At 73.7% G+C, this 17,541-nt stretch carries 18 protein-coding genes; 6 read left to right on the forward strand and 12 right to left on the reverse strand.

Features of this window, described 5'->3' with window-relative positions; genetic code table 11:
- The first annotated feature begins 67 nt into the window (after positions 1-67).
- The 4 genes from E1182_RS20655 to E1182_RS20670 all read left to right on the forward strand — a co-directional run bounded on the left by E1182_RS20655 (position 68) and on the right by E1182_RS20670 (position 4,262).
- Complete coding sequence (locus tag E1182_RS20655) at positions 68-889, forward strand: ATP-binding cassette domain-containing protein (RefSeq protein WP_132267817.1); 822 nt, start codon at positions 68-70, stop codon at positions 887-889.
- Entirely contained in the window at positions 886-2,145 is a 1,260-nt protein-coding gene (locus tag E1182_RS20660) for a sugar ABC transporter permease (protein ID WP_132267820.1), read from the forward strand. Before E1182_RS20655 ends, E1182_RS20660 begins: the two co-directional genes overlap by 4 nt.
- A gap of 44 nt (positions 2,146-2,189) precedes the next feature.
- On the forward strand, positions 2,190-3,371 hold the full coding sequence (locus E1182_RS20665; RefSeq protein WP_132267823.1) for an ROK family protein: 1,182 nt from the start codon (positions 2,190-2,192) through the stop codon (positions 3,369-3,371).
- A 150-nt stretch (positions 3,372-3,521) separates the two neighbouring features.
- Positions 3,522-4,262 (forward strand): DUF4142 domain-containing protein, encoded by a 741-nt coding sequence (locus E1182_RS20670; RefSeq protein WP_132267825.1) that lies wholly within the window; start codon positions 3,522-3,524, stop codon positions 4,260-4,262.
- Positions 4,263-4,323: 61 nt separating this feature from the next.
- Here E1182_RS20670 and E1182_RS20675 read toward each other — a convergent pair whose 3' ends face one another.
- The 11 genes from E1182_RS20675 to E1182_RS20725 all read right to left on the reverse strand — a co-directional run bounded on the left by E1182_RS20675 (position 4,324) and on the right by E1182_RS20725 (position 13,299).
- Entirely contained in the window at positions 4,324-4,578 is a 255-nt protein-coding gene (locus E1182_RS20675; RefSeq protein ID WP_132267854.1) for a hypothetical protein, read from the reverse strand.
- Positions 4,579-4,594: 16 nt separating this feature from the next.
- On the reverse strand, positions 4,595-5,641 hold the full coding sequence (tsaD, locus tag E1182_RS20680; protein WP_132267827.1) for a tRNA (adenosine(37)-N6)-threonylcarbamoyltransferase complex transferase subunit TsaD: 1,047 nt from the start codon (positions 5,639-5,641) through the stop codon (positions 4,595-4,597).
- Positions 5,641-6,105: a ribosomal protein S18-alanine N-acetyltransferase gene (gene rimI, locus E1182_RS20685; RefSeq protein WP_132267857.1), complete on the reverse strand. Its 465-nt coding sequence runs from the start codon at positions 6,103-6,105 to the stop codon at positions 5,641-5,643. The genes tsaD and rimI overlap by 1 nt, the downstream gene beginning before the upstream one ends.
- Before the next feature lie 17 nt (positions 6,106-6,122).
- Complete coding sequence (tsaB, locus tag E1182_RS20690; RefSeq protein WP_132267829.1) at positions 6,123-6,800, reverse strand: tRNA (adenosine(37)-N6)-threonylcarbamoyltransferase complex dimerization subunit type 1 TsaB; 678 nt, start codon at positions 6,798-6,800, stop codon at positions 6,123-6,125.
- Between the two features lie 58 nt (positions 6,801-6,858).
- Complete coding sequence (locus tag E1182_RS20695; protein ID WP_132267831.1) at positions 6,859-7,710, reverse strand: maleylpyruvate isomerase family mycothiol-dependent enzyme; 852 nt, start codon at positions 7,708-7,710, stop codon at positions 6,859-6,861.
- A gap of 69 nt (positions 7,711-7,779) precedes the next feature.
- The gene (ung, locus tag E1182_RS20700; protein ID WP_132267834.1) at positions 7,780-8,478 is read right to left on the reverse strand and encodes a uracil-DNA glycosylase; all 699 of its coding nucleotides are present in this window, start codon (positions 8,476-8,478) and stop codon (positions 7,780-7,782) included.
- Between the two features lie 52 nt (positions 8,479-8,530).
- Positions 8,531-9,025, reverse strand: coding sequence for a tRNA (adenosine(37)-N6)-threonylcarbamoyltransferase complex ATPase subunit type 1 TsaE (tsaE, locus tag E1182_RS20705; protein WP_132267836.1), 495 nt, complete (start codon positions 9,023-9,025; stop codon positions 8,531-8,533).
- A 105-nt stretch (positions 9,026-9,130) separates the two neighbouring features.
- Complete coding sequence (locus tag E1182_RS20710; RefSeq protein ID WP_132267838.1) at positions 9,131-10,225, reverse strand: alpha/beta fold hydrolase; 1,095 nt, start codon at positions 10,223-10,225, stop codon at positions 9,131-9,133.
- Complete coding sequence (gene alr, locus E1182_RS20715) at positions 10,222-11,343, reverse strand: alanine racemase (protein ID WP_132267841.1); 1,122 nt, start codon at positions 11,341-11,343, stop codon at positions 10,222-10,224. The genes E1182_RS20710 and alr overlap by 4 nt, the downstream gene beginning before the upstream one ends.
- A 24-nt stretch (positions 11,344-11,367) precedes the next feature.
- Positions 11,368-12,876 carry an NAD(P)H-hydrate dehydratase gene (locus E1182_RS20720; RefSeq protein ID WP_132267844.1) on the reverse strand — a complete coding sequence of 503 codons (1,509 nt, stop codon included), beginning with the start codon at positions 12,874-12,876 and terminating at the stop codon, positions 11,368-11,370.
- A 54-nt stretch (positions 12,877-12,930) separates the two neighbouring features.
- Positions 12,931-13,299, reverse strand: coding sequence for a holo-ACP synthase (locus E1182_RS20725; protein WP_132184644.1), 369 nt, complete (start codon positions 13,297-13,299; stop codon positions 12,931-12,933).
- A gap of 178 nt (positions 13,300-13,477) precedes the next feature.
- Here E1182_RS20725 and E1182_RS32355 point away from each other — a divergent pair, with 178 nt between their 5' ends.
- A complete protein-coding gene (locus E1182_RS32355) occupies positions 13,478-13,768 on the forward strand; it encodes a type VII secretion target (RefSeq protein ID WP_243706331.1) in 291 nt (96 codons plus the stop codon).
- A complete protein-coding gene (locus tag E1182_RS20735) occupies positions 13,765-15,405 on the forward strand; it encodes an alpha/beta hydrolase (RefSeq protein WP_132267849.1) in 1,641 nt (546 codons plus the stop codon). The genes E1182_RS32355 and E1182_RS20735 overlap by 4 nt, the downstream gene beginning before the upstream one ends.
- 32 nt (positions 15,406-15,437) lie before the next feature.
- Here the strand turns inward: E1182_RS20735 and glmS are convergent, their stop codons facing one another.
- Positions 15,438-17,351 (reverse strand): glutamine--fructose-6-phosphate transaminase (isomerizing), encoded by a 1,914-nt coding sequence (glmS, locus tag E1182_RS20740; RefSeq protein WP_132267852.1) that lies wholly within the window; start codon positions 17,349-17,351, stop codon positions 15,438-15,440.
- Between the last annotated feature and the right edge of the window lie 190 nt (positions 17,352-17,541).

The following is a 17,541-nucleotide window of genomic DNA, read 5'->3' on the forward strand; positions in this document are numbered from 1 at the left end:
CCTCCGTGCCGGGCGGCGCCCCGCATCGGATGGCTCCGATCTCCCCTCCGCGCGCAAAGGAAACCCCGTGTCCGCGACCCCCCTGCTGGAACTACGCGGGATCGACAAGAGTTTCGGTCCCGTCCAGGTACTCCGCGACGTCGCCTTCTCCGCCCACCCCGGCGAGGTGACCGCCCTGGTCGGCGACAACGGCGCCGGCAAGTCGACCCTGGTGAAGTGCATCAGCGGCATCTACCCCACCGACAGCGGCGAGTTCCTCTTCGAGGGTCGTCCGGTGAGCATCAACAGCCCACGGGACGCCGCAGCGCTCGGCATCGAGGTCGTCTACCAGGACCTCGCGCTCTGCGACAACCTCGACATCGTGCAGAACATGTTCCTCGGCCGGGAGAAGCACAGCGGCATCGTGCTCGACGAACCCACCATGGAGCAGATGGCCGCCGAGACCCTCGCCGGGCTCAGCGTCCGTACGGTGAAGTCGCTGCGCCAGCACGTCTCCAGCCTCTCCGGCGGCCAGCGCCAGACCGTGGCCATCGCCAAGGCGGTGCTCTGGAACAGCAAACTGGTCATCCTCGACGAGCCGACCGCCGCGCTCGGCGTCGCGCAGACCGCCCAGGTGCTGGAACTGGTCCGCCGGCTCGCCGACCGGGGCCTGGCCGTCGTGCTCATCTCGCACAACATGAACGACGTCTTCGCCGTCTCCGACCGGATCGCCGCGCTCTACCTGGGCCAGATGGTCGCGCAGGTGAAGACCACCGACATCACCCACTCGCAGGTGGTCGAGCTGATCACCGCCGGCCGCTCCGGCCACCTCGGTCTCGCCGAGCAGGGCACGGGCGAGGCCGGCAACGCCACGGGGTCCACCGCCACCATCCCGGGAGTCGTCCGATGACCACCACCGCCGTCAAGGAGCAGGGCCCGGCCGCCGTCGCGCCGGCGCCCACGGTCGGCAGCCACCTGAACAACTACTGGCGGCGGGTACGCGGCGGGGACATTGGCGCGCTGCCTGCGGTTCTCATGCTCCTCGCACTCTGCGTCGGCTTCTCCATCCGCAGTCCCTCGTTCTTCACCGCCGGCAACTTCGCGAACCTGTTCACCCAGGGTGCGGCGGTCACGTTGATCGCGATGGGCCTCGTCTTCGTCCTGCTGCTGGGGGAGATCGACCTGTCGGCCGGTTTCGCCAGCGGTGTCTGCGCCGCCGTGCTGGCCAACGTGGTCACCGTGTTCGGTTACCCCTGGTACGTGGCGGTGCTCGCCGCCGTCGCCACCGGCGTCGTCATCGGCACCACCCTCGGCCTGCTGGTCGCCAAGGTGGGCATCCCGTCCTTCGTGGTCACCCTCGCCGGCTTCCTCGCCTTCCAGGGCGTCGTGCTGGAGCTCATGAAGGAGGGCGCCAACATCTCGGTACGCGACGAGACCCTGGTCGCGATCGCCAACCGCAATCTCTCCCCCGTGCTCGGCTGGACGCTGGCCGCCCTGGCCTTGGCCGGGTACGCGACCGTGCAGCTGGTGCGACACCGCAACCGGGCCAGGCGCGGGCTGATCACCGATCCGATCGCCGTGGTGGGCGCCCGGATCGTCGGCCTCGGCGTCATCCTCGGCGCCGCCGTGTACGTGCTCAACCTGGAACGCAGCCGCAACGTCCTGGTCGTCTCGCTCAAGGGCGTGCCGATCGTGGTGCCGATCATCGCGGTGCTGCTGATCATCTGGACCTTCGTGCTCCAGCGCACCAGCTACGGCCGGCACGTCTACGCCGTCGGCGGCAACAGGGAGGCCGCCCGCCGGGCCGGCATCAACGTGGACCGGATCCGTATCTCCGTCTTCGTGATCTGCTCCTCGATGGCCGCCGTCGGCGGCATCGTGGCGGCGAGCCGGGCCAACTCCGTCGACCCCAACACCGGTGGCAGCAACGTACTGCTCTACGCCGTCGGCGCGGCGGTGATCGGCGGCACCAGCCTCTTCGGTGGCAAGGGACGCATCCTGGACGCCGTGCTCGGTGGCGCGCTCGTCGCGGTCATCGACAACGGCATGGGACTGATGGGTTACAGCTCGGGCCGCAAGTACGTGGTCACCGGCCTGGTGCTGCTCGCCGCGGCCACCATCGACGCCCTGACGCGCCGGCGGGCCGCCTCCACCGGCACCCGTTGACCGCCGGCAGACGCTGACCAACGGGACACGGAACACCGGGAAACATGCGGGCAGGACCGAGCCAGGACGAGATCCGGCGGCAGAATCTCGGCGCGCTGCTGCGGCACGTACACGTCCACGGCGCGACCACCCGCGCGGAACTCACCACCACCCTCGGGCTCAACCGCAGCACCATCGGCGCACTCACCGCCGACCTGGCCGGCGCCAGGCTGGTCAGCGAGGGGACACCGAAGGAGACCGGCCGGGCCGGGCGACCGTCGTTGGTCGTCCGGCCCGAGTCGGCCCGGGTGTACGCGTACGCGTCCTCCATCGAGGTGGACCGGCTGCGCGCCGCGCGGGTCGGCCTCGGGGGCGAGGTACTCGACCGCCGGGACCTGGACCGGCCGCGCGGCATGGACGCCGCGGAGACCGCCCCGCTGCTGGCCGGCGCGCTCACCGAGATGCACCGCCGGGTCGCCGCGGACGCCCGCTGCGTGGGCGCGGGGGTGGCGGTCTGCGGCATGGTTCGCCGGGCCGACGGGCTGGTCCGGCTCGGCCCCGGCACCGGCTGGGTGGACGAGCGGCTCGGTGCCACGCTCGCCGACGCGCTCGGCATCGACCTGCCGGTCAGCGTCGGCAACGTGGCCGACGTGGCAGCCTTCGCCGAGCACGCCCGAGGGGTCGCCGCCGGTTGCGACAACGTCATCTACCTGTACGGCGACGTGGGCGTCGGGGCCGGCATCATCGCCGGAGGACGCCGGCTGACCGGCCACGGCGGGTACGGCGGGGAGGTCGGGCACATGGTGGTGTCCCGGGACGGGGCCCGCTGCGAGTGCGGCTCCCGCGGCTGCTGGGAGACGGAGATCGGGGAGCACGGCCTGCTCCGGGCCGCCGGGCGCAGCGAGGCCCGGGGGCGGGAGGCGCTACAGGCCGTCTTCGAGGCCGCCGACCGGGGCGACGCCCGCGCCCAGGCGGCGGTACGCCAGGCCGGCGACTGGCTCGGCTTCGGCGTCGGCAACCTGATCAACATTTTCAACCCGGAGATGGTCATCTTCGGTGGCACCATGCGTGACCTCTACCTCGCCGCCGCCGCCCAGGTCCGCAGCCGGCTCAACCAGGTCGGGCTCCCCGCCTGCCTGGAACACGTGCGGCTGCGTACCCCCAAGCTCGGCGACGACGCGCCGCTGATCGGCGCGGCCGAGCTGGCCTTCGAGCGGCTCCTCGCCGACCCCCTCGACGTCGGCTGAGCCACGCCTCAGCGCTGGAGTCCGCTTCATTGCCGGTTTTCGGTTCCGGTGAACCCTTCCGGCCGGTGATCCGTACCAGTGGTCGACGGCAGCCGGCGGATGAGCTGCCCGACGTAACACGCACGGCCCGGACCGAGGAGGCACCGCAGCATGGCACCGCTGGAATCCGCTCGTCGTCGGCCAGGGCACCGGACCCACCGGGTGGCGGTGCTGCTTGTCACGCTCGTGGCTGGGCTCTTCGCCCTGCCTGGCGTGGCCGTGGCCGCTCCCGCCGCCCAGCTCAACGCGGCCGACATGACGCTTCTCGTCGGCGTCCGGCTGGCCGGGTTGTGGGAAATGCCGGCCGGCGCGATGGCCGCCGAAAGAGGACAGTCGCCGCGGGTCCGGGAGATCGGCGCGGAGATCGCCCGCCAGCACGAGCAGCTCGACCTGCTCGTCGTCGAGGCCGCCAACAAGCTCGGCGCGCTCCTGCCCTCGGACGCCACCGCCGAGCAGAAGGGGTGGCTGGGTGAGATGCAGGAGGCCAACGGAGCCCAGTTCGACCAGATCTTCGTCACCCGGCTCCGGATCGCCCACGGCAAGATCTTCCCGGTGATCGGCGCGGTCCGCGCCGCCACCCGGGACGCCACCGTCCGCAAGCTCGCCGACGACGCCAACAAGTTCGTCACCGACCACATGTCCATGTTGGAGAGCACCGGCCTGGTCCGCTGGAACCAGATGCCCCCGGCCGCCATGCCGCCCGCGCAGAGCGACTCGCTCGTCGCCGCCGCCCAGGCCGGTACGCCGCTCACCCCGACGTTCAGCGTCGGCACCACCGTCGTCTGGGTGGTCTTCCTCGCCGCGCTCGGCGTCGGCGGCTGGACCACCTGGCGGATCATGCGCCGCAACTGACCTCCGCGTACGCGACGAAGGGCCGGGAGCAGCACGCTCCCGGCCCTTCACATGTGTCCCGTCAGCGGTCGACCGGGGTGAAGTCCCACGAGTGCGGCGGACGGGCCACCAGCATGGCCGGCGGGTCCGGCAACGACCGGGGACTGCTCCGCCACTTCGAGATCACCACCACCCGGTGGTCGGTGGAGGAGAAGACCTCGCTGACCACGTGCAGCGGATCGTGCTCCAGTTCCGGCAGCGCGGTCTCGCAGACCCAGGTGATCAGGTCGGTGAAGCCGTACGGCTCCGCACGCGCCTCCCACATCCGGACGATCACGTCGACCATCCCTCCGTCACACGCTGACCGTGGTCAGCGGCAGGGCCGAATCCGCCGGCAGGTCGAGCCGGCTCGGCGTCACCCCGGCGGCGACCAGGTGCGCGCCGAGCGCCGCGACCATCGCACCGTTGTCGGTGCAGAGCTTCGGCCGAGGTACCCGGACCCGGATGCCGTGCTTCGCCGCCCGGTGCTCGGCCATCGCCCGCAGCCGCGAGTTGGCCGCCACTCCCCCGCCGACGACCAGCGTGCCGATGCCGTTGGCTCGGCAGGCGTCCAGCGCCTTGGCGGTCAGCACGTCACAGACCGCTTCCTGGAACGAGGCCGCCACGTCGGCCACCGGCACCGGCTCACCGGCCCGCTGCCGGGCCTCCACCCAGCGGGCCACCGCCGTCTTCAGCCCCGAGAAGGAGAAGTCGTAGCGGTGGGCGGCCAGGTCCTTCGGTGCGGTCAGCCCGCGCGGGAACGCGATCGCCGCCGGGTCGCCGGCCCGCGCCTGCCCGTCGATGTGCGGCCCGCCGGGGAAGGGAAGGCCCAGCAGCCGGGCCACCTTGTCGAACGCCTCCCCGGCGGCGTCGTCGATGGTGGCACCCAGCGGAGTCACCCCGCGCGCCAGGTCGTCCACCAGCAGCAGCGACGAGTGACCACCGGAGACCAGCATCGCGATCGCCGGCTCCGGCAGCGGGCCGTGCTCCAGGGTGTCCACGGCGACGTGGGCGGCGAGGTGGTTCACCCCGTACACCGGCTTCTCGGCGGCCAGCGCGTAACCCTTCGCGGCGGCCACCCCGACCAGCAGCGCACCGGCCAGCCCGGGACCGGAGGTGACCGCGATCGCGTCGATGTCGGCGATCGTCACCCCCGCCTCCCGCAACGCCCGGTCCATCGTCGGCACGATCGCCTCCAGGTGTGCCCGGCTGGCCACCTCCGGCACCACCCCGCCGAACCGGGCGTGCTCATCGACGCTGGACGCCAGAGCGTCGGCCAGCAGGGTGTGCCCGCGCACGATCCCGACGCCGGTCTCGTCGCAGGAGGTCTCGATGCCGAGGACCAGGGGTTCGTCAGCCATCAGTCGTCCGTTCCGTACGCGGTCGGCGGAGCGACGCGCCGCATCACCAGCGCGTCGGTGTTGCTCGGTTGGTAGTAGCCGCGGCGGACGCCGATCGGTTCGAAGCCGTACGTCGCGTAGAGCCGCTGCGCGGGCGCGTTGTCCGCGGCCACCTCCAGCAGGACGGTCCGCACGCCCCGGCGGGCCGCCTCACCGAGCAGCTCCTCCAGCAGCGCCCGGCCCACCCCGCGCCGCTGCGCGTCCCGCCGGACGGCGATGTTCTGCACCCACGCCTCGTCCGGCTGGACGGCCAGCCCCGCGTAGCCGAGCAGCGCTCCGTCGGCGTCGAGGGCCACCCGGTACCAGTGCCCGTTGGCCAGCTCGTTCCAGAACATCGACGCCGACCACTGTTCGGCGCCGAACAGGTCCACCTCGATCGGCAACACCTCGTCGATGTGCCACCACCGGAACCGCGTCAACCGGATCGGCTCACTCCTCGCGCTCACGGGAGCACCGGCTTGCGGGTGGCCGACGCCACCGCGTCCGGGCGGCGCAGGTACAGCGGGGTGAGTACCTCGCTTGGGGCACCGGCCCGGATCCGCTCGGCGGCCAGCACCGCCAACGCGGTCGCGTCCGGGTAGCGCGGCTCGGCCCGCAACGGCAGGCCCAGCACGTCGGCGTACCGGTGGGCACCGTCACCCACCGCGGCGGTGACGGCGAGCTCGCGGGCCCGCTCAGCGACGAGCGCCGGGACAGCCACCTCCGGCCCGCCGATCCGCTGGCCGGCACCGTCGTAGACCGCCCAGTACACCTCGCGGCGACGGGCGTCGGTGGCGGCCAGGACCGGCTCGCCGGCCGCCGCCGGGTGGCCGATGCCGTCCAGCGAGCAGACGCCGTACGTGGGCACACCGAGCACCTGACCCATGGTGGCGGCGGTGACCAACCCGACCCGCAGCCCGGTGAACGGGCCGGGACCGAGTCCGGCGACGATCGCGGCCAGGTCACCCGGCCGGACGTCACCCTCGGCGAGCACCGCCTCCACCTGCGGGGCGAGCAGTTCGCCGTGGGCGCGCGCATCGACCGTGCACCGCTGCGCCCGCGCCGCGACGCCGCCCGCCGAGACCTCCACCAGCGCCGCGGTCACCGCGGGTGTCGAGGAGTCCACCACCAGTACGAGCACGATTGACCAGCCTAGCCGGCCCCGGCGTACCCCCGGTCACGCCCCACCTGTGGCCGGGTCAACTGGGGGTGCGGAAGGTGCGCAGGAAGGTGGGCAGCAGCCAGGGGCGTCGCCCGGAGATCCGTACCCCACCGGTGAGCAGCGCCCGTGCCCGGCTGATCCGGCCGAACATCATCAGGTTGAAGGTGCCCGGGTCGTAGTGGATCCGGACGTCGGTACGGGCGCCCGGCTCGGCGAACGAGATCACGCCCCGATGCAGCACCAGCCGGAGCGGAGCGGCGAACGCCGAACGGAACTCCACCACGATCGGTCGGTCGCTCGGTGGCCCTCCGCCGTCGAGCAGCCGGCCGTAGCCGTGTCGCACCACGCCGGCGAGGAAAAGCTCCAGGAACATGGCGGCCTCACGACCGGGCAGGCGCCACCGACGCCCGCTCGCCCGGGCGATGTCGTGGCCGTGGATCAGCAGCTCGTTGACCAGATGGGCGCAGAGCCCGGCGAGCGGCACCCGGGCCGCGCCGAGCCAGGGCACGGTGTCGTCGGGACTCCGGTCGGCGCACCAGGACAGGAGTTGCCCGACGTCGGCCCGCAGCCGGGCGAGCAGCACCGCCGGGTCGCGCTCGGTGAACTGCCGCAGCACCACGTCGTTGACGTCGGCCACGGTGTCGACGGTGACCTCGGGCAGTTGGCTGTCGAGGCCCGCGACCGGCAGCGGAGGACGCTCGGGATCCACCAGGCAGGCGTAGAGCCAGGCCAGCGAGACCACGTGGGCCAGCGTGTCGACCACCGACCAGTCGGCCGTGCAGCGGGTCTCGGGACGGCTGACGACCAGCAGATCGGCGAAGCGTTCCGTCTGCTCCGTCAGCGCCGCCCGCACCGCCTGCCACTGCTGGGGAGTGACCGTCGCCACCATGCGTCACCTTCCTGCCGTCGCGTGCAGACAGGCTACATCGGACGGTGACGGGCCGGTGACCCCACGAACTCAGCCGGCGCTGCGCTCCCAGTCCACGGTGGGCAGGCCGGCATCGGCCAGGGCCTTGTTGGCCGCACTGAACGGCCGGCTGCCGAGAAACCCGCGCGGGTTCATCGGGCTCGGGTGACCGGCCTCCAGGACCACGTGCCGGGGGTTGCCGACCAGCGCCGCCTTCTTGCGGGCGTACCCGCCCCAGAGCAGGAAGACCACCCGCTCGTCGCGGGCGTCGAGCGCGCGGATGGTGGCGTCGGTGAACTCCTCCCACCCTTTGTTCGCGTGCGAACCGGGGGTGGCCTGACGCACGGTGAGCACCGAGTTGAGCAGCAGCACCCCCTGCGCCGCCCAGCCACTCAGGTTGCCGTTCCGTGGCTTCGGCACGCCCAGGTCGTCACCGAGTTCCTTGAAGACGTTGCGCAGCGACGGTGGCACCGCCACCCCCTCACGCACGCTGAAGCTCAGCCCGTGCGCCTGCCCCGCCCGGTGGTAGGGATCCTGCCCGAGGATCAGCACCCGGCACTGCTGCGGCTCGCACAGCCGGTAGGCGGCGAAAAGGTCCTCCAGCGGCGGGAAGACGGTCTGCGTGGCGTACTCCCGGGCGACGAACTCGCCCAGCGCCGCGGTGCGGGCAGGGTCGAGGTGCGGGGTGAGCACGGCACGCCAGGCCTCCGGCAGCAGCGCCAGCAGGTCGAGGGCGGGGACGTCGGGCATCGGCAACCTTTCGCAGTCGGTTCACCATTTCCTACCAGTCGGCACCGACAGTTCATGCACCGCGCAGGGCGTCCAGGCGCCGCGCCCAGTCGCCGCCGACCGGCTCCACCTCCATCACCCGGGTGTCGTCCTCCCGCCGGTCGATCCGCACCCGCAGGTGGGCGTCGACCAACTGCTCGACCAGCCCCTCGCCCCACTCGACCACGGTCACCGAGTCGTCGACGGAGGCGTCCAGGTCGAGGTCGTCGATCTCGGCGCGCGGGTCGCTCGCGCCACCCAACCGGTACGCGTCGGCGTGCACCAACCCGACGCCACGGCCCCGGGCCGGGTCGGGTCGGTGCACCCGGGCGATCACGAAGGTCGGGGAGGTGATGTCGCCGAGCACGCCCAGCCCGGCGCCGAGACCCTGGGTGAGCGCGGTCTTGCCAGCCCCCAACGGGCCGGTGAGCAGGAGCAGGTCACCGGCGCGGAGCAGGCCGCCCAGCCGGCGGCCGAAGGCGTGCGTCTCCTCGACCGTCCGCAGCGTGACCACGAGATTCGCGCTCACGAAACCACCTCGGCTCGCGACTGCGGGGCTCGCAGACCCGGCTCACTCCTCGCGCTCACGAAACCACCTCGGCTCGCGACTGCGGGGCTCGCAGACCCGGCTCGATCACAGGACCCCCAGGAACTGGGCGAGGGCCGCGTTGACCTCGTCGGCGTGCTCCAGCATCACCACGTGCCCACTGTCCGGGATCTTCACGTACCGGGCGTGCGGCAGCCGGCGGACGATCTCGTCCGAGTGGACCACGGGGGTGATCATGTCCTTGTCCCCGACCACGACCAGCACCGGCGTGCCGCTGAGCGCGGCCAGCGCCGGGAAGCGCGAGTGGGCGGCCAGCGTACGTAGGTAGCGGGTCACCGTGTCGGCCGACGTCCGGGAGTTCATCCGCTCCACGTACGACACCAGGGCGGGGCTCGGCCGACGGCTGCCGAACCCGTACCTGCGGGTGAGCAGCCAGGCGACGTTGGACGTCGACTGGCGGGCCTTGTCGATCACCGTGCCGCCGTACCGGGTGGCGTTGCTCGCCATCTGGAGCACCGGCCCGCCGACCCGGCCCAGCAGGGCCGAAGCGGCCAGCCGGGTCTCGGCGAGTACGCCGCCGGAGGTGGCGATCAGCACCGTGCCGACCACCCGGTCGCCGAACAGCTCCGGGCACAGCTCGGCGAAGGCCATGATGGTCATTCCGCCCATCGAGTGGCCGACCAGCACCAGCGGCCCCTCCGGGACGGTCCGGTCGATCACCCGGCGCAGGGTGGCACCCAGCGCGGCGAGGTCGTACTCACCGCTTTCCAGCCGGCCCGAGCGGCCGTGCCCCGGCTGGTCGTACGCGACGATCCGGTGGTCGCCCCGCTCGGCGAGCATCTTGCGCTGGAAGTGGAACGTCCCCATGTCCAGGCAGAAGCCGTGCACCAGCACCACGGTGGGACGCCCCGGCACCGGCCGGGTCGGCTCCACCACCTCGACGTGGATGTCGGTGCCGTCGGGCAACTCCAGCCGGAAGGACTCGTCACAGGGCAGTTCACCGAAGGCCTCGTCGGCGTACCGGTCGGTGGGGTCGGCCTTGAGCCGGCGGACCAGCGCCCGCTCGGTGGCGACACCGGCGGCCAGGCCGGCGGCGGCGACGCCGACGGTGGCCAGCGCACCGGCGACCTTCCCGGCGGCGGTACGCGGCCGGGGTATCCGGAACCGGGAAGGGCCGGTCATGATGCCAGCTCTCCGTCGTAGACCCGGGGCACCCGGACCCCACCGAACCGCGTGACGATCTCGTAGTTGATGGTGCCCACCGCGTCGGCCCAGTCGTCGGCGGTGGGCTCGCCGTCCGCCCCGCTGCCGAAGAGGGTCGCCACGTCGCCGGCGGCCACCGGATCCGACCCGCAGTCCAGCACGAACTGGTCCATGCAGACCCGGCCCGAGATGGTGCGGCGCTTGCCGCCGAGCTGTACCGGCCCGACGTTGGAGGCGTGCCGGGGCACCCCGTCGGCGTAGCCGAGCGGCACCACCGCGAGGTTCGCCTCGTCGCCGGTGGTGTAGGTGTGGCCGTAGGAGACGCCGGTGCCGGCCGGCACCCGCTTGGTCAGCATCACCCGGGCCCGGGCGGTCATCGCCGGGCGCAGCCCGAACTGCTCCCCCGCGATCGGCGACAGCCCGTACACGGCGATCCCGGGACGGACCAGGTCGAAATGGGTGTCCGGCCGGGTCAGTGTGGCGGCCGAGTTGGCCAGGTGCCGGTAACGCGGACGCAGGCCGGCGCGCTCGACCATGGCCAGCCCCTCGTGGAAGATGGCCAACTGCCGGTCGGTGGTGGGGTGGCCGGGCGAGTCGGCGTACACGAAGTGGCTCCACACGCCGACCACCTCGACCAGGCCGTCGGCCTCGGCCCTCGCGGCGGCCGCCAGCAGGGCCGGCCAGTCGGCCACGGTCGCGCCGCCCCGGGACAACCCGGTGTCGATCTTCAGGTGCAGCCGGGCCGGGCGGTCCGCGCGGCGGCTCGCCTCGATCATCTCGTCGAGCTGGGGCAGGCTGGCCGCGGCCAGGTCGACCCCGGCCGCCACCCCCTCGTGCAGGGCCAGCCCGGGGTCGAGCAGCCAGGCCAGCACCGGTGCGGTGATCCCGGCCCGGCGCAGGGTGAGCGCCTCGTCGAGGGTGCAGACGCCGAGCCAGTCCGCCCCGGCGTCGAGCGCGGCGCGGGCGGACGGGACCATGCCGTGGCCGTACCCGTCGCCCTTCACCACCGCCATCACCTCGGCGCTGGTGCCGGCCCGGAGCCGGGCCACGTTGTCACGGATCGCGTCAAGATCGACGCGCACCTCGGCCTGCCACATACGCCCAGCCTACTTGCCCCTTGATCACCCCATCCGGTCCCGGTGGTCGGCCAGCCCCGGCTCACCCACCAGCGGCGCGATCACCGTACGCAGTGCGGCCACCACGTCGGGTGCGGTCACCGGCCCGCGGCGGGCCGCCTCCCGCCCGGCCAACCCGTGCAGGTACGCGGCGCACGCCGCGGCCCGTTCCGGGGCCAGCCCGGCGGCCAGCAGCGACCCGAGCAGCCCGGCCAGCACGTCGCCGGTGCCCCCGGTGGCCAGCGTCGGGCTCCCGCTCGGGTTGACGTACGCCCGGCCGTCCGGCGTGCCGATCACCGTCCGGTCCCCCTTGAGCAGGACCGTGGCGTTCATCCAGGCGGCCAGCCGCAGCGTACCGGCGACCCGGTCGGCACCCGGTTCCTCGCCGCAGAGCCGGGTGAACTCCCGGTCGTGCGGGGTGACCACGATCGGGGCGTCCCGGTTGCGCAGCCGGTCGGCGAGCGAGCCGTCCACCAGCAGGGTCAGCGCGTCCGCGTCCAGCACCACCGGCACCGGGGCGGCCAGCACCGCCCGCAACTCGGCCGTCGCCTCCTCGCCGGTGCCGAGCCCGGAGCCGCACACCCAGGCCTGCACCCGGCCGGCGTCGGCGACCCGGTCGGTGGCGATCACCGACGGGTGCTGGCGGACCACCTCGTCCCGGGCTCCGCCGGCGTACCGGACCAGGCCGGTCGGGCCGGCCAGCGCGCCGCCGACCGACAGCACCGCCGCCCCCGGATACGTCCGCGACCCGGTGGCCAGCCCGACCACCCCTCGGGTGTACTTCTCCGAGGCCGGACCGAGCCGCGGCCACCACCCGGCCACGTCCGACCACTCGGTGACCCGCAGCGCGGGGGTGCCGCGCAGCCACGGCCCGAGCCCGATGTCGACCAGCTCGACCTGCCCGGCCAGCGGAGCCGCCGGGCCGATCACCAGGGCCGGCTTCAGCGCGCCGAAGGCCACCGTGACGTCGGCGCGTACCGCGGCAGGGCGGCCCGACGCGGACAGCGGCACACCCCCGGTGTCGACGGCGACGCCGCTCGGCACGTCCACCGCCACCACGGTGGCCCGGCCGCCGTCGCGCCCCCGGTGCCGCACCAGACTCGCCGCCAACTGCTCGGCGGTCTCCCGCAGCCCGCCGCTGCCGCCGATGCCGACGATGCCGTCGAGCACCAGGTCGACGATGGCCGGCGGCCGGTCGACGAGTCGGCCACCGGCGGCGCGCAGCGCGGCGAGCCCCGCGGCGTGCGCCCGACCCGGGTTGAGCAGCAACGCCGACACGGCGGCACCGCGCCGGGCCAGGTGGGCACCGGCGTACAGGGTGTCGCCGCCGTTGTCGCCGGTGCCGACGAGCAGCAGCACCCGGCCGCCGTACACCCCACCTCGGTCGGCGAGCAGCAGGGCGCAGCGGCGGGCCAGACCGGCGGCGGCCCGCGCCATCAGCGTCCCGGGCGGGAGCGTCGCCATCAGGCCCGCCTCCGCCGCGCGTACGTCCGCGACCCGCCACACCGGTTTCATGCCACCCGCGTCCCCTCGTCGTCTGCCGGCAGGCCGGACGGCCCGCCCGGACGTTCAGCGTTCCGCGACCACCATCGCCGAGGCGATCCCACCGTCGTGGGACAGCGACAGGTGCCAGCGGTTGATCCCGCGCTCGGTGGCGGCGGCGGCGACCGTGCCGGAGACGGTCAACCATGGCCGGCCGTCCGGGTCCGGCACGATCTCGCAGTCGTGCCAGCTCAATCCGGCCGGGGCGCCCAGCGCCTTGGCCACCGCCTCCTTCGCGGCGAACCGCGCGGCCATCGACTCGGGTGAGCGCGGATTGCCGGAGCCGGTGTAACGCTCCGCCTCGGTGAAGAGCCGGTCGGCGAGCAACGGTGTGCGGGCCAGGGCTCGGGCGAACCGGTCCACCAGCACGACGTCGATGCCGACCGCGACGATCACGGAACCACCCTACCGGTGGCGCGGGCGGCAGATTAGCCGCCGGCCGCGCGCTGGGCAATGCCTGTGGAAAACCCGAGGGTACGACCATCGCCGGCTGTCCACAGCCGCTACCGGCCACCTGGTCGCGCCGCCTAGCGTCCCTTCCGGTCGGGCTGGTCGGGACGGGGAGGCGGGTGGCGTGGAGCCGTTGGAGGTACGACCGGAGGTGCTGCGCCAGGTGGCCGGCGGGCTCGCCGACGAGGCGTACGCGCTGGCACATCGGCTCGCCGAAGCGCCGGGGCTGACCGTGGCCGCACCACAGTGGCGGGCCGCCGCCGCCCTGGCCCGCCTGGAGTCGGCCGTACACACCTGGCAGGGGTCGCTCGCCGCGCGGGTGGCCGCGGCGGCCGACGCCCTGCGTGCCGCCGCCGAGGCGTACCAGGCGGCGGACGACCGGGCCGCCGACCGGCTCACCACGCTGCCCCGATGACCGGGTACGCGCAGCTGTGGCGGGCCGCCCCGAGCCAGTGGGCCGACGCCGCGGCGGCCTGGGGCGGGCTGACCGGCCCGGTGCGGCGGCGCTGCCAGGGGCTCGCCGACCGGGCGGGCCGGCTGCGCACCGGGTGGTCGGGCGGAGCCGCCGCAGCGGCCGGCGATCGGCTCGCCGGCCTGCGCAACGAGTTGGCCGACGTGCTGCCGGCGCTCGTCGAGACCGACCAGGTGCTCGCCGAGTTCGCCGCCCGGCTACGCACGGCGAAGGCACGGCTGGCCGAGGCGGTGGCGCTGGCGGACCGCACCGGCGTGCAGATCGACCGGCACGGCGTGGCCAGCGCCGGCCCACCATCGCTCCCGGCGCGGCGGTGGGTCGGGCCGGAGGCGGGGGTCTTCCGGGCCGAGCCGACGGTGGCCGGGGCGGCGGACGTGGCGCGGGTGGCGGCGATCCTGCGCGACGCGCTCGCGCTGGCCGACGCCGCCGACCGGGAGGCAACCGGCCGCCTCGACGAGCTGGCCACGGCGGCGCGTACCGGCTGGGTCGCGTCACCGGCCGCCGGGTGGCCGGCGGCCGGGTCCGCTCCGGCCCTGGTCCGGGCCTGGTGGGCGGGGCTGAGCCCGGCCCAGCGTCGGTGGCTGGTGCGGCACGAGCCGGCCCGGGTGGGCCGCCTCGACGGGGTGCCGGCCGCCGCCCGGGACCAGGCCAACCGGCTGCTGCTCGCCGACCGTCGCGACGCGCTGGCGGCCGCCCACCGGCAGCTGTCAGCCGGCGAACCCGGCGACCGGGCCGGGTTACGCCGGGTCGAGGCGGCGCTGTCCGGCCTGGACGGGCTGGCCGGGCGGCTGGCGGCGGGGCCGCCGCGGGCGTACCTGCTCGGGTTCGACGAGCGCGCCGACGGGCGGGCGGTGGTCGCGTTGGGCAACCCGGACCGGTCGGCGCAGGTGCTGACGTACGTGCCGGGAATGACCACCGACCTCGCTGACGTACCCGGGGAGCTGAGCCGCGCCGGCCGGGTGCTCGCCCGGTGCGCCGGCATCGCCCCCGGCACGGAGACCGCGGCGCTGCTCTGGCTGGACTACGACGCACCGGATTTCCTGCCCGAGGCGTCCTCGCCGGCCCAGGCCCGGGATGCCGGTCCGGCGCTGCACCGGTTCCAGGAGGGGCTGCGCGCCACCCACGAGGGGCCGCCGGCCCGGCTGACCGTGCTCGGGCACAGCTACGGCTCGGTGGTGGTGGGTGGTACGGCCCGCGACCACGGGCTGGCCGCCGACGCCCTGGTCTTCGTCGGTTCCCCGGGCGTCGGGGTGGACCGGGCCGAGGCGCTGCGTCTGCCGCCGGAGCGGGTCTGGGCCAGTACCGCCCCGGACGACGTGATCCGGCTGGTGGAGCCGCCGGGGCAGCTGGCCGCCCGGGCGGCGCTCGCCACGTCACCGCTGGCAACCGCCGTCTCGCTGCTGCGGCCCGACGACCACCGGCTGTGGTTCGGCCACGACCCGGCCGACCCGGGCTTCGGCGGTCGCACCTTCGCCAGCGCCCGTGCCGGGCACGCCGGCTACTGGGAACCGGACAATCCGGCGCTGGACGGCATGGCACGGATCGTGCTCGGCCGTCCGGTGCCCGCCCCGGGCGGATGACCGCCCGAGGGCTGGCAGGGCGTCCGGGCCGGCTACTCGACGGTGACCGACTTCGCCAGGTTGCGCGGCTGGTCCACGTCGTGGCCCCGGGCCGCCGCGATCTCGGCGGCGAGCACCTGCAGCGGCACGGTGGTCACCAGCGGGGCGAGCAGCGTCGGCGTACGCGGCACGTAGATCAGGTGGTCGGCGTAGCGGACGACCGCCTCGTCGCCCTCCTCCGCGATCACGATGGTCCGGGCGCCCCGGGCGCGGACCTCCTGGATGTTGGAGACGACCTTGTCGTGCAGCATGCCCCGGCCCACCGGAGACGGCACCACGCAGATCACCGGGGTGCCCTCGTCGATCAGCGAGATCGGGCCGTGCTTCAGCTCGCCGGCGGCGAAGCCCTCGGCGTGCATGTACGCCAGTTCCTTGAGCTTCAGGGCACCCTCCAGCGCCACCGGGTAGCCCACGTGCCGGCCGATGAACAGCACGGTCGGCTCGGACTTCAGCTCCCTGCCCAGCTCCCGCACCGGCTCGATCCGGTCCAGCAGCTCGCGCAGCTTGCCCGGCATCTCCTGAAGCTGGGCGACGACGGCCCCGACCTCGTCGGCGAACTTGATGCCGCGCACCTGGGCCAGGTGCAGGCCGATCAGGTAGCAGGCGACCACCTGGGTGAGGAACGCCTTGGTCGAGGCGACGGCGATCTCCGGCCCACCGTGGGTGTAGAGGACCGCGTCGGACTCGCGCGGGATGGTGGAGCCGTTGGTGTTGCAGATCGCCAGCACCCGAGCCTTCTGCTCCTTGGCGTGGCGCAGCGCCATCAGGGTGTCCATCGTCTCGCCGGACTGCGAGATCACCACGATCAGGGTGGACCGGTCGAGGACCGGGTCGCGGTAGCGGAACTCGCTGGCCAGCTCGACCTCGCAGGGGATGCGGGTCCAGTGCTCGATGGCGTACTTGGCGACCAGGCCGGCGTGGTAGGAGGTGCCGCACGCCACGATGAAGATCTTGTCGACGTCGCGCAGATCCTGGTCGCTGAGACGGACCTCGTCGAGGGCGATCTCGCCGCTGTCGGTGAGCCGGCCGAGCAGCGTGTCGGCGATCGCCTGCGGCTGCTCCTCGATCTCCTTGAGCATGAACCAGTCGTAGCCGCCCTTCTCGGCGGCGGAGGAGTCCCAGTCGATGTGGAAGTCCTTGCCGGCGGCGGGCTGGCCGTCGAAGTCGGTGATCTCGATGCTGTCGCCGGTGATCAGGACGATCTGGTCCTGGCCCAGCTCGACCGCGTCCCGGGTGTGCTCGATGAACGCGGCCACGTCGCTGGCCAGGTAGTTCTCGCCGTCGCCCCGGCCGACCACCAGCGGCGAGTTGCGCCGGGCGCCGACCACCGCGCCGGGGATGCCGGCGTCGACGGCGAGCAACGTGAACGCGCCCTCCAGCCGCTGGCAGACCACCCGCATGGCGGAGGCCAGCAGCTGCGGGCTGTCGACCTCGCCGGCGGCGCGCAGGTCAGCCAGCGCTTTGGCGAGCAGGTGGGCGGCGCACTCGGTGTCGGTGTCGCTGGTGAAGGTGACGCCGTCGGCCTCGAGCTCGGCGCGGAGCTTCGCGAAGTTCTCGATGATGCCGTTGTGGATCACCGCGACCCGACCGTCGGGCGACTGGTGCGGGTGGGCGTTGCGGTCGGTCGGGCCGCCGTGGGTGGCCCAGCGGGTGTGGCCGATGCCGGTGGTGCCGTCGCCGATGCCGATCGGGCTCGCGGCGCAGCCCTCGGGGTCGTCGGCGGCCCGCTCGGAGAGGACCTTCTCCAGGTTGGCCAGCTTGCCGGCCTTCTTCTCGGTCAGCAGCTCGTCGTCGCAGACGATCGCCACGCCGGCCGAGTCGTAGCCGCGGTACTCCAGCCGCCGCAGACCGTCGAGGACGATGCCGAGCGCCGGCCGGGAGCCGGCGTAACCCACGATTCCACACATGGTCCGCAGCCTAACCCAGTTTCGCTCATCTCGCGTGCGCGGAAGTCGGGTAAACAATCACTGAATTTGAGCGATCGGCCGACGGCGAGCCTCACTCGGGCAGACATCCGCGCGGTTCGTCCCGGAGTCGGCGGGCGCATCGGGGTTGCGGGCCCGCTGTGGGTACGACAGATTCTCGGCAGACCCGGCC

The sequence above is a fragment of the Micromonospora sp. KC721 genome (assembly GCF_004348355.1).
In the GTDB taxonomy this organism is placed as follows: Bacteria; Actinomycetota; Actinomycetes; order Mycobacteriales; family Micromonosporaceae; genus Micromonospora.

Bases quoted from the DNA above. Each gene is read 5' to 3' on its own strand.
- alr (WP_132267841.1), bottom strand. From the start codon at position 11,343: ATGTGGCAGGCCGAGGTGCGCGTCGATCTTGACGCGATCCGTGACAAC.
- ung (WP_132267834.1), bottom strand. From the start codon at position 8,478: ATGCCCGACGTCCCCGCCCTCGACCTGCTGGCGCTGCTGCCGGAGGCC.
- tsaD (WP_132267827.1), bottom strand. From the start codon at position 5,641: ATGGCTGACGAACCCCTGGTCCTCGGCATCGAGACCTCCTGCGACGAG.
- E1182_RS20695 (WP_132267831.1), bottom strand. From the start codon at position 7,710: ATGGTGGCGACGGTCACTCCCCAGCAGTGGCAGGCGGTGCGGGCGGCG.
- E1182_RS20660 (WP_132267820.1), top strand. From the start codon at position 886: ATGACCACCACCGCCGTCAAGGAGCAGGGCCCGGCCGCCGTCGCGCCG.
- glmS (WP_132267852.1), bottom strand. From the start codon at position 17,351: ATGTGTGGAATCGTGGGTTACGCCGGCTCCCGGCCGGCGCTCGGCATC.
- E1182_RS20710 (WP_132267838.1), bottom strand. From the start codon at position 10,225: ATGACCGGCCCTTCCCGGTTCCGGATACCCCGGCCGCGTACCGCCGCC.
- E1182_RS20670 (WP_132267825.1), top strand. From the start codon at position 3,522: ATGGCACCGCTGGAATCCGCTCGTCGTCGGCCAGGGCACCGGACCCAC.
- E1182_RS20665 (WP_132267823.1), top strand. From the start codon at position 2,190: ATGCGGGCAGGACCGAGCCAGGACGAGATCCGGCGGCAGAATCTCGGC.
- E1182_RS20720 (WP_132267844.1), bottom strand. From the start codon at position 12,876: ATGAAACCGGTGTGGCGGGTCGCGGACGTACGCGCGGCGGAGGCGGGC.
- E1182_RS20735 (WP_132267849.1), top strand. From the start codon at position 13,765: ATGACCGGGTACGCGCAGCTGTGGCGGGCCGCCCCGAGCCAGTGGGCC.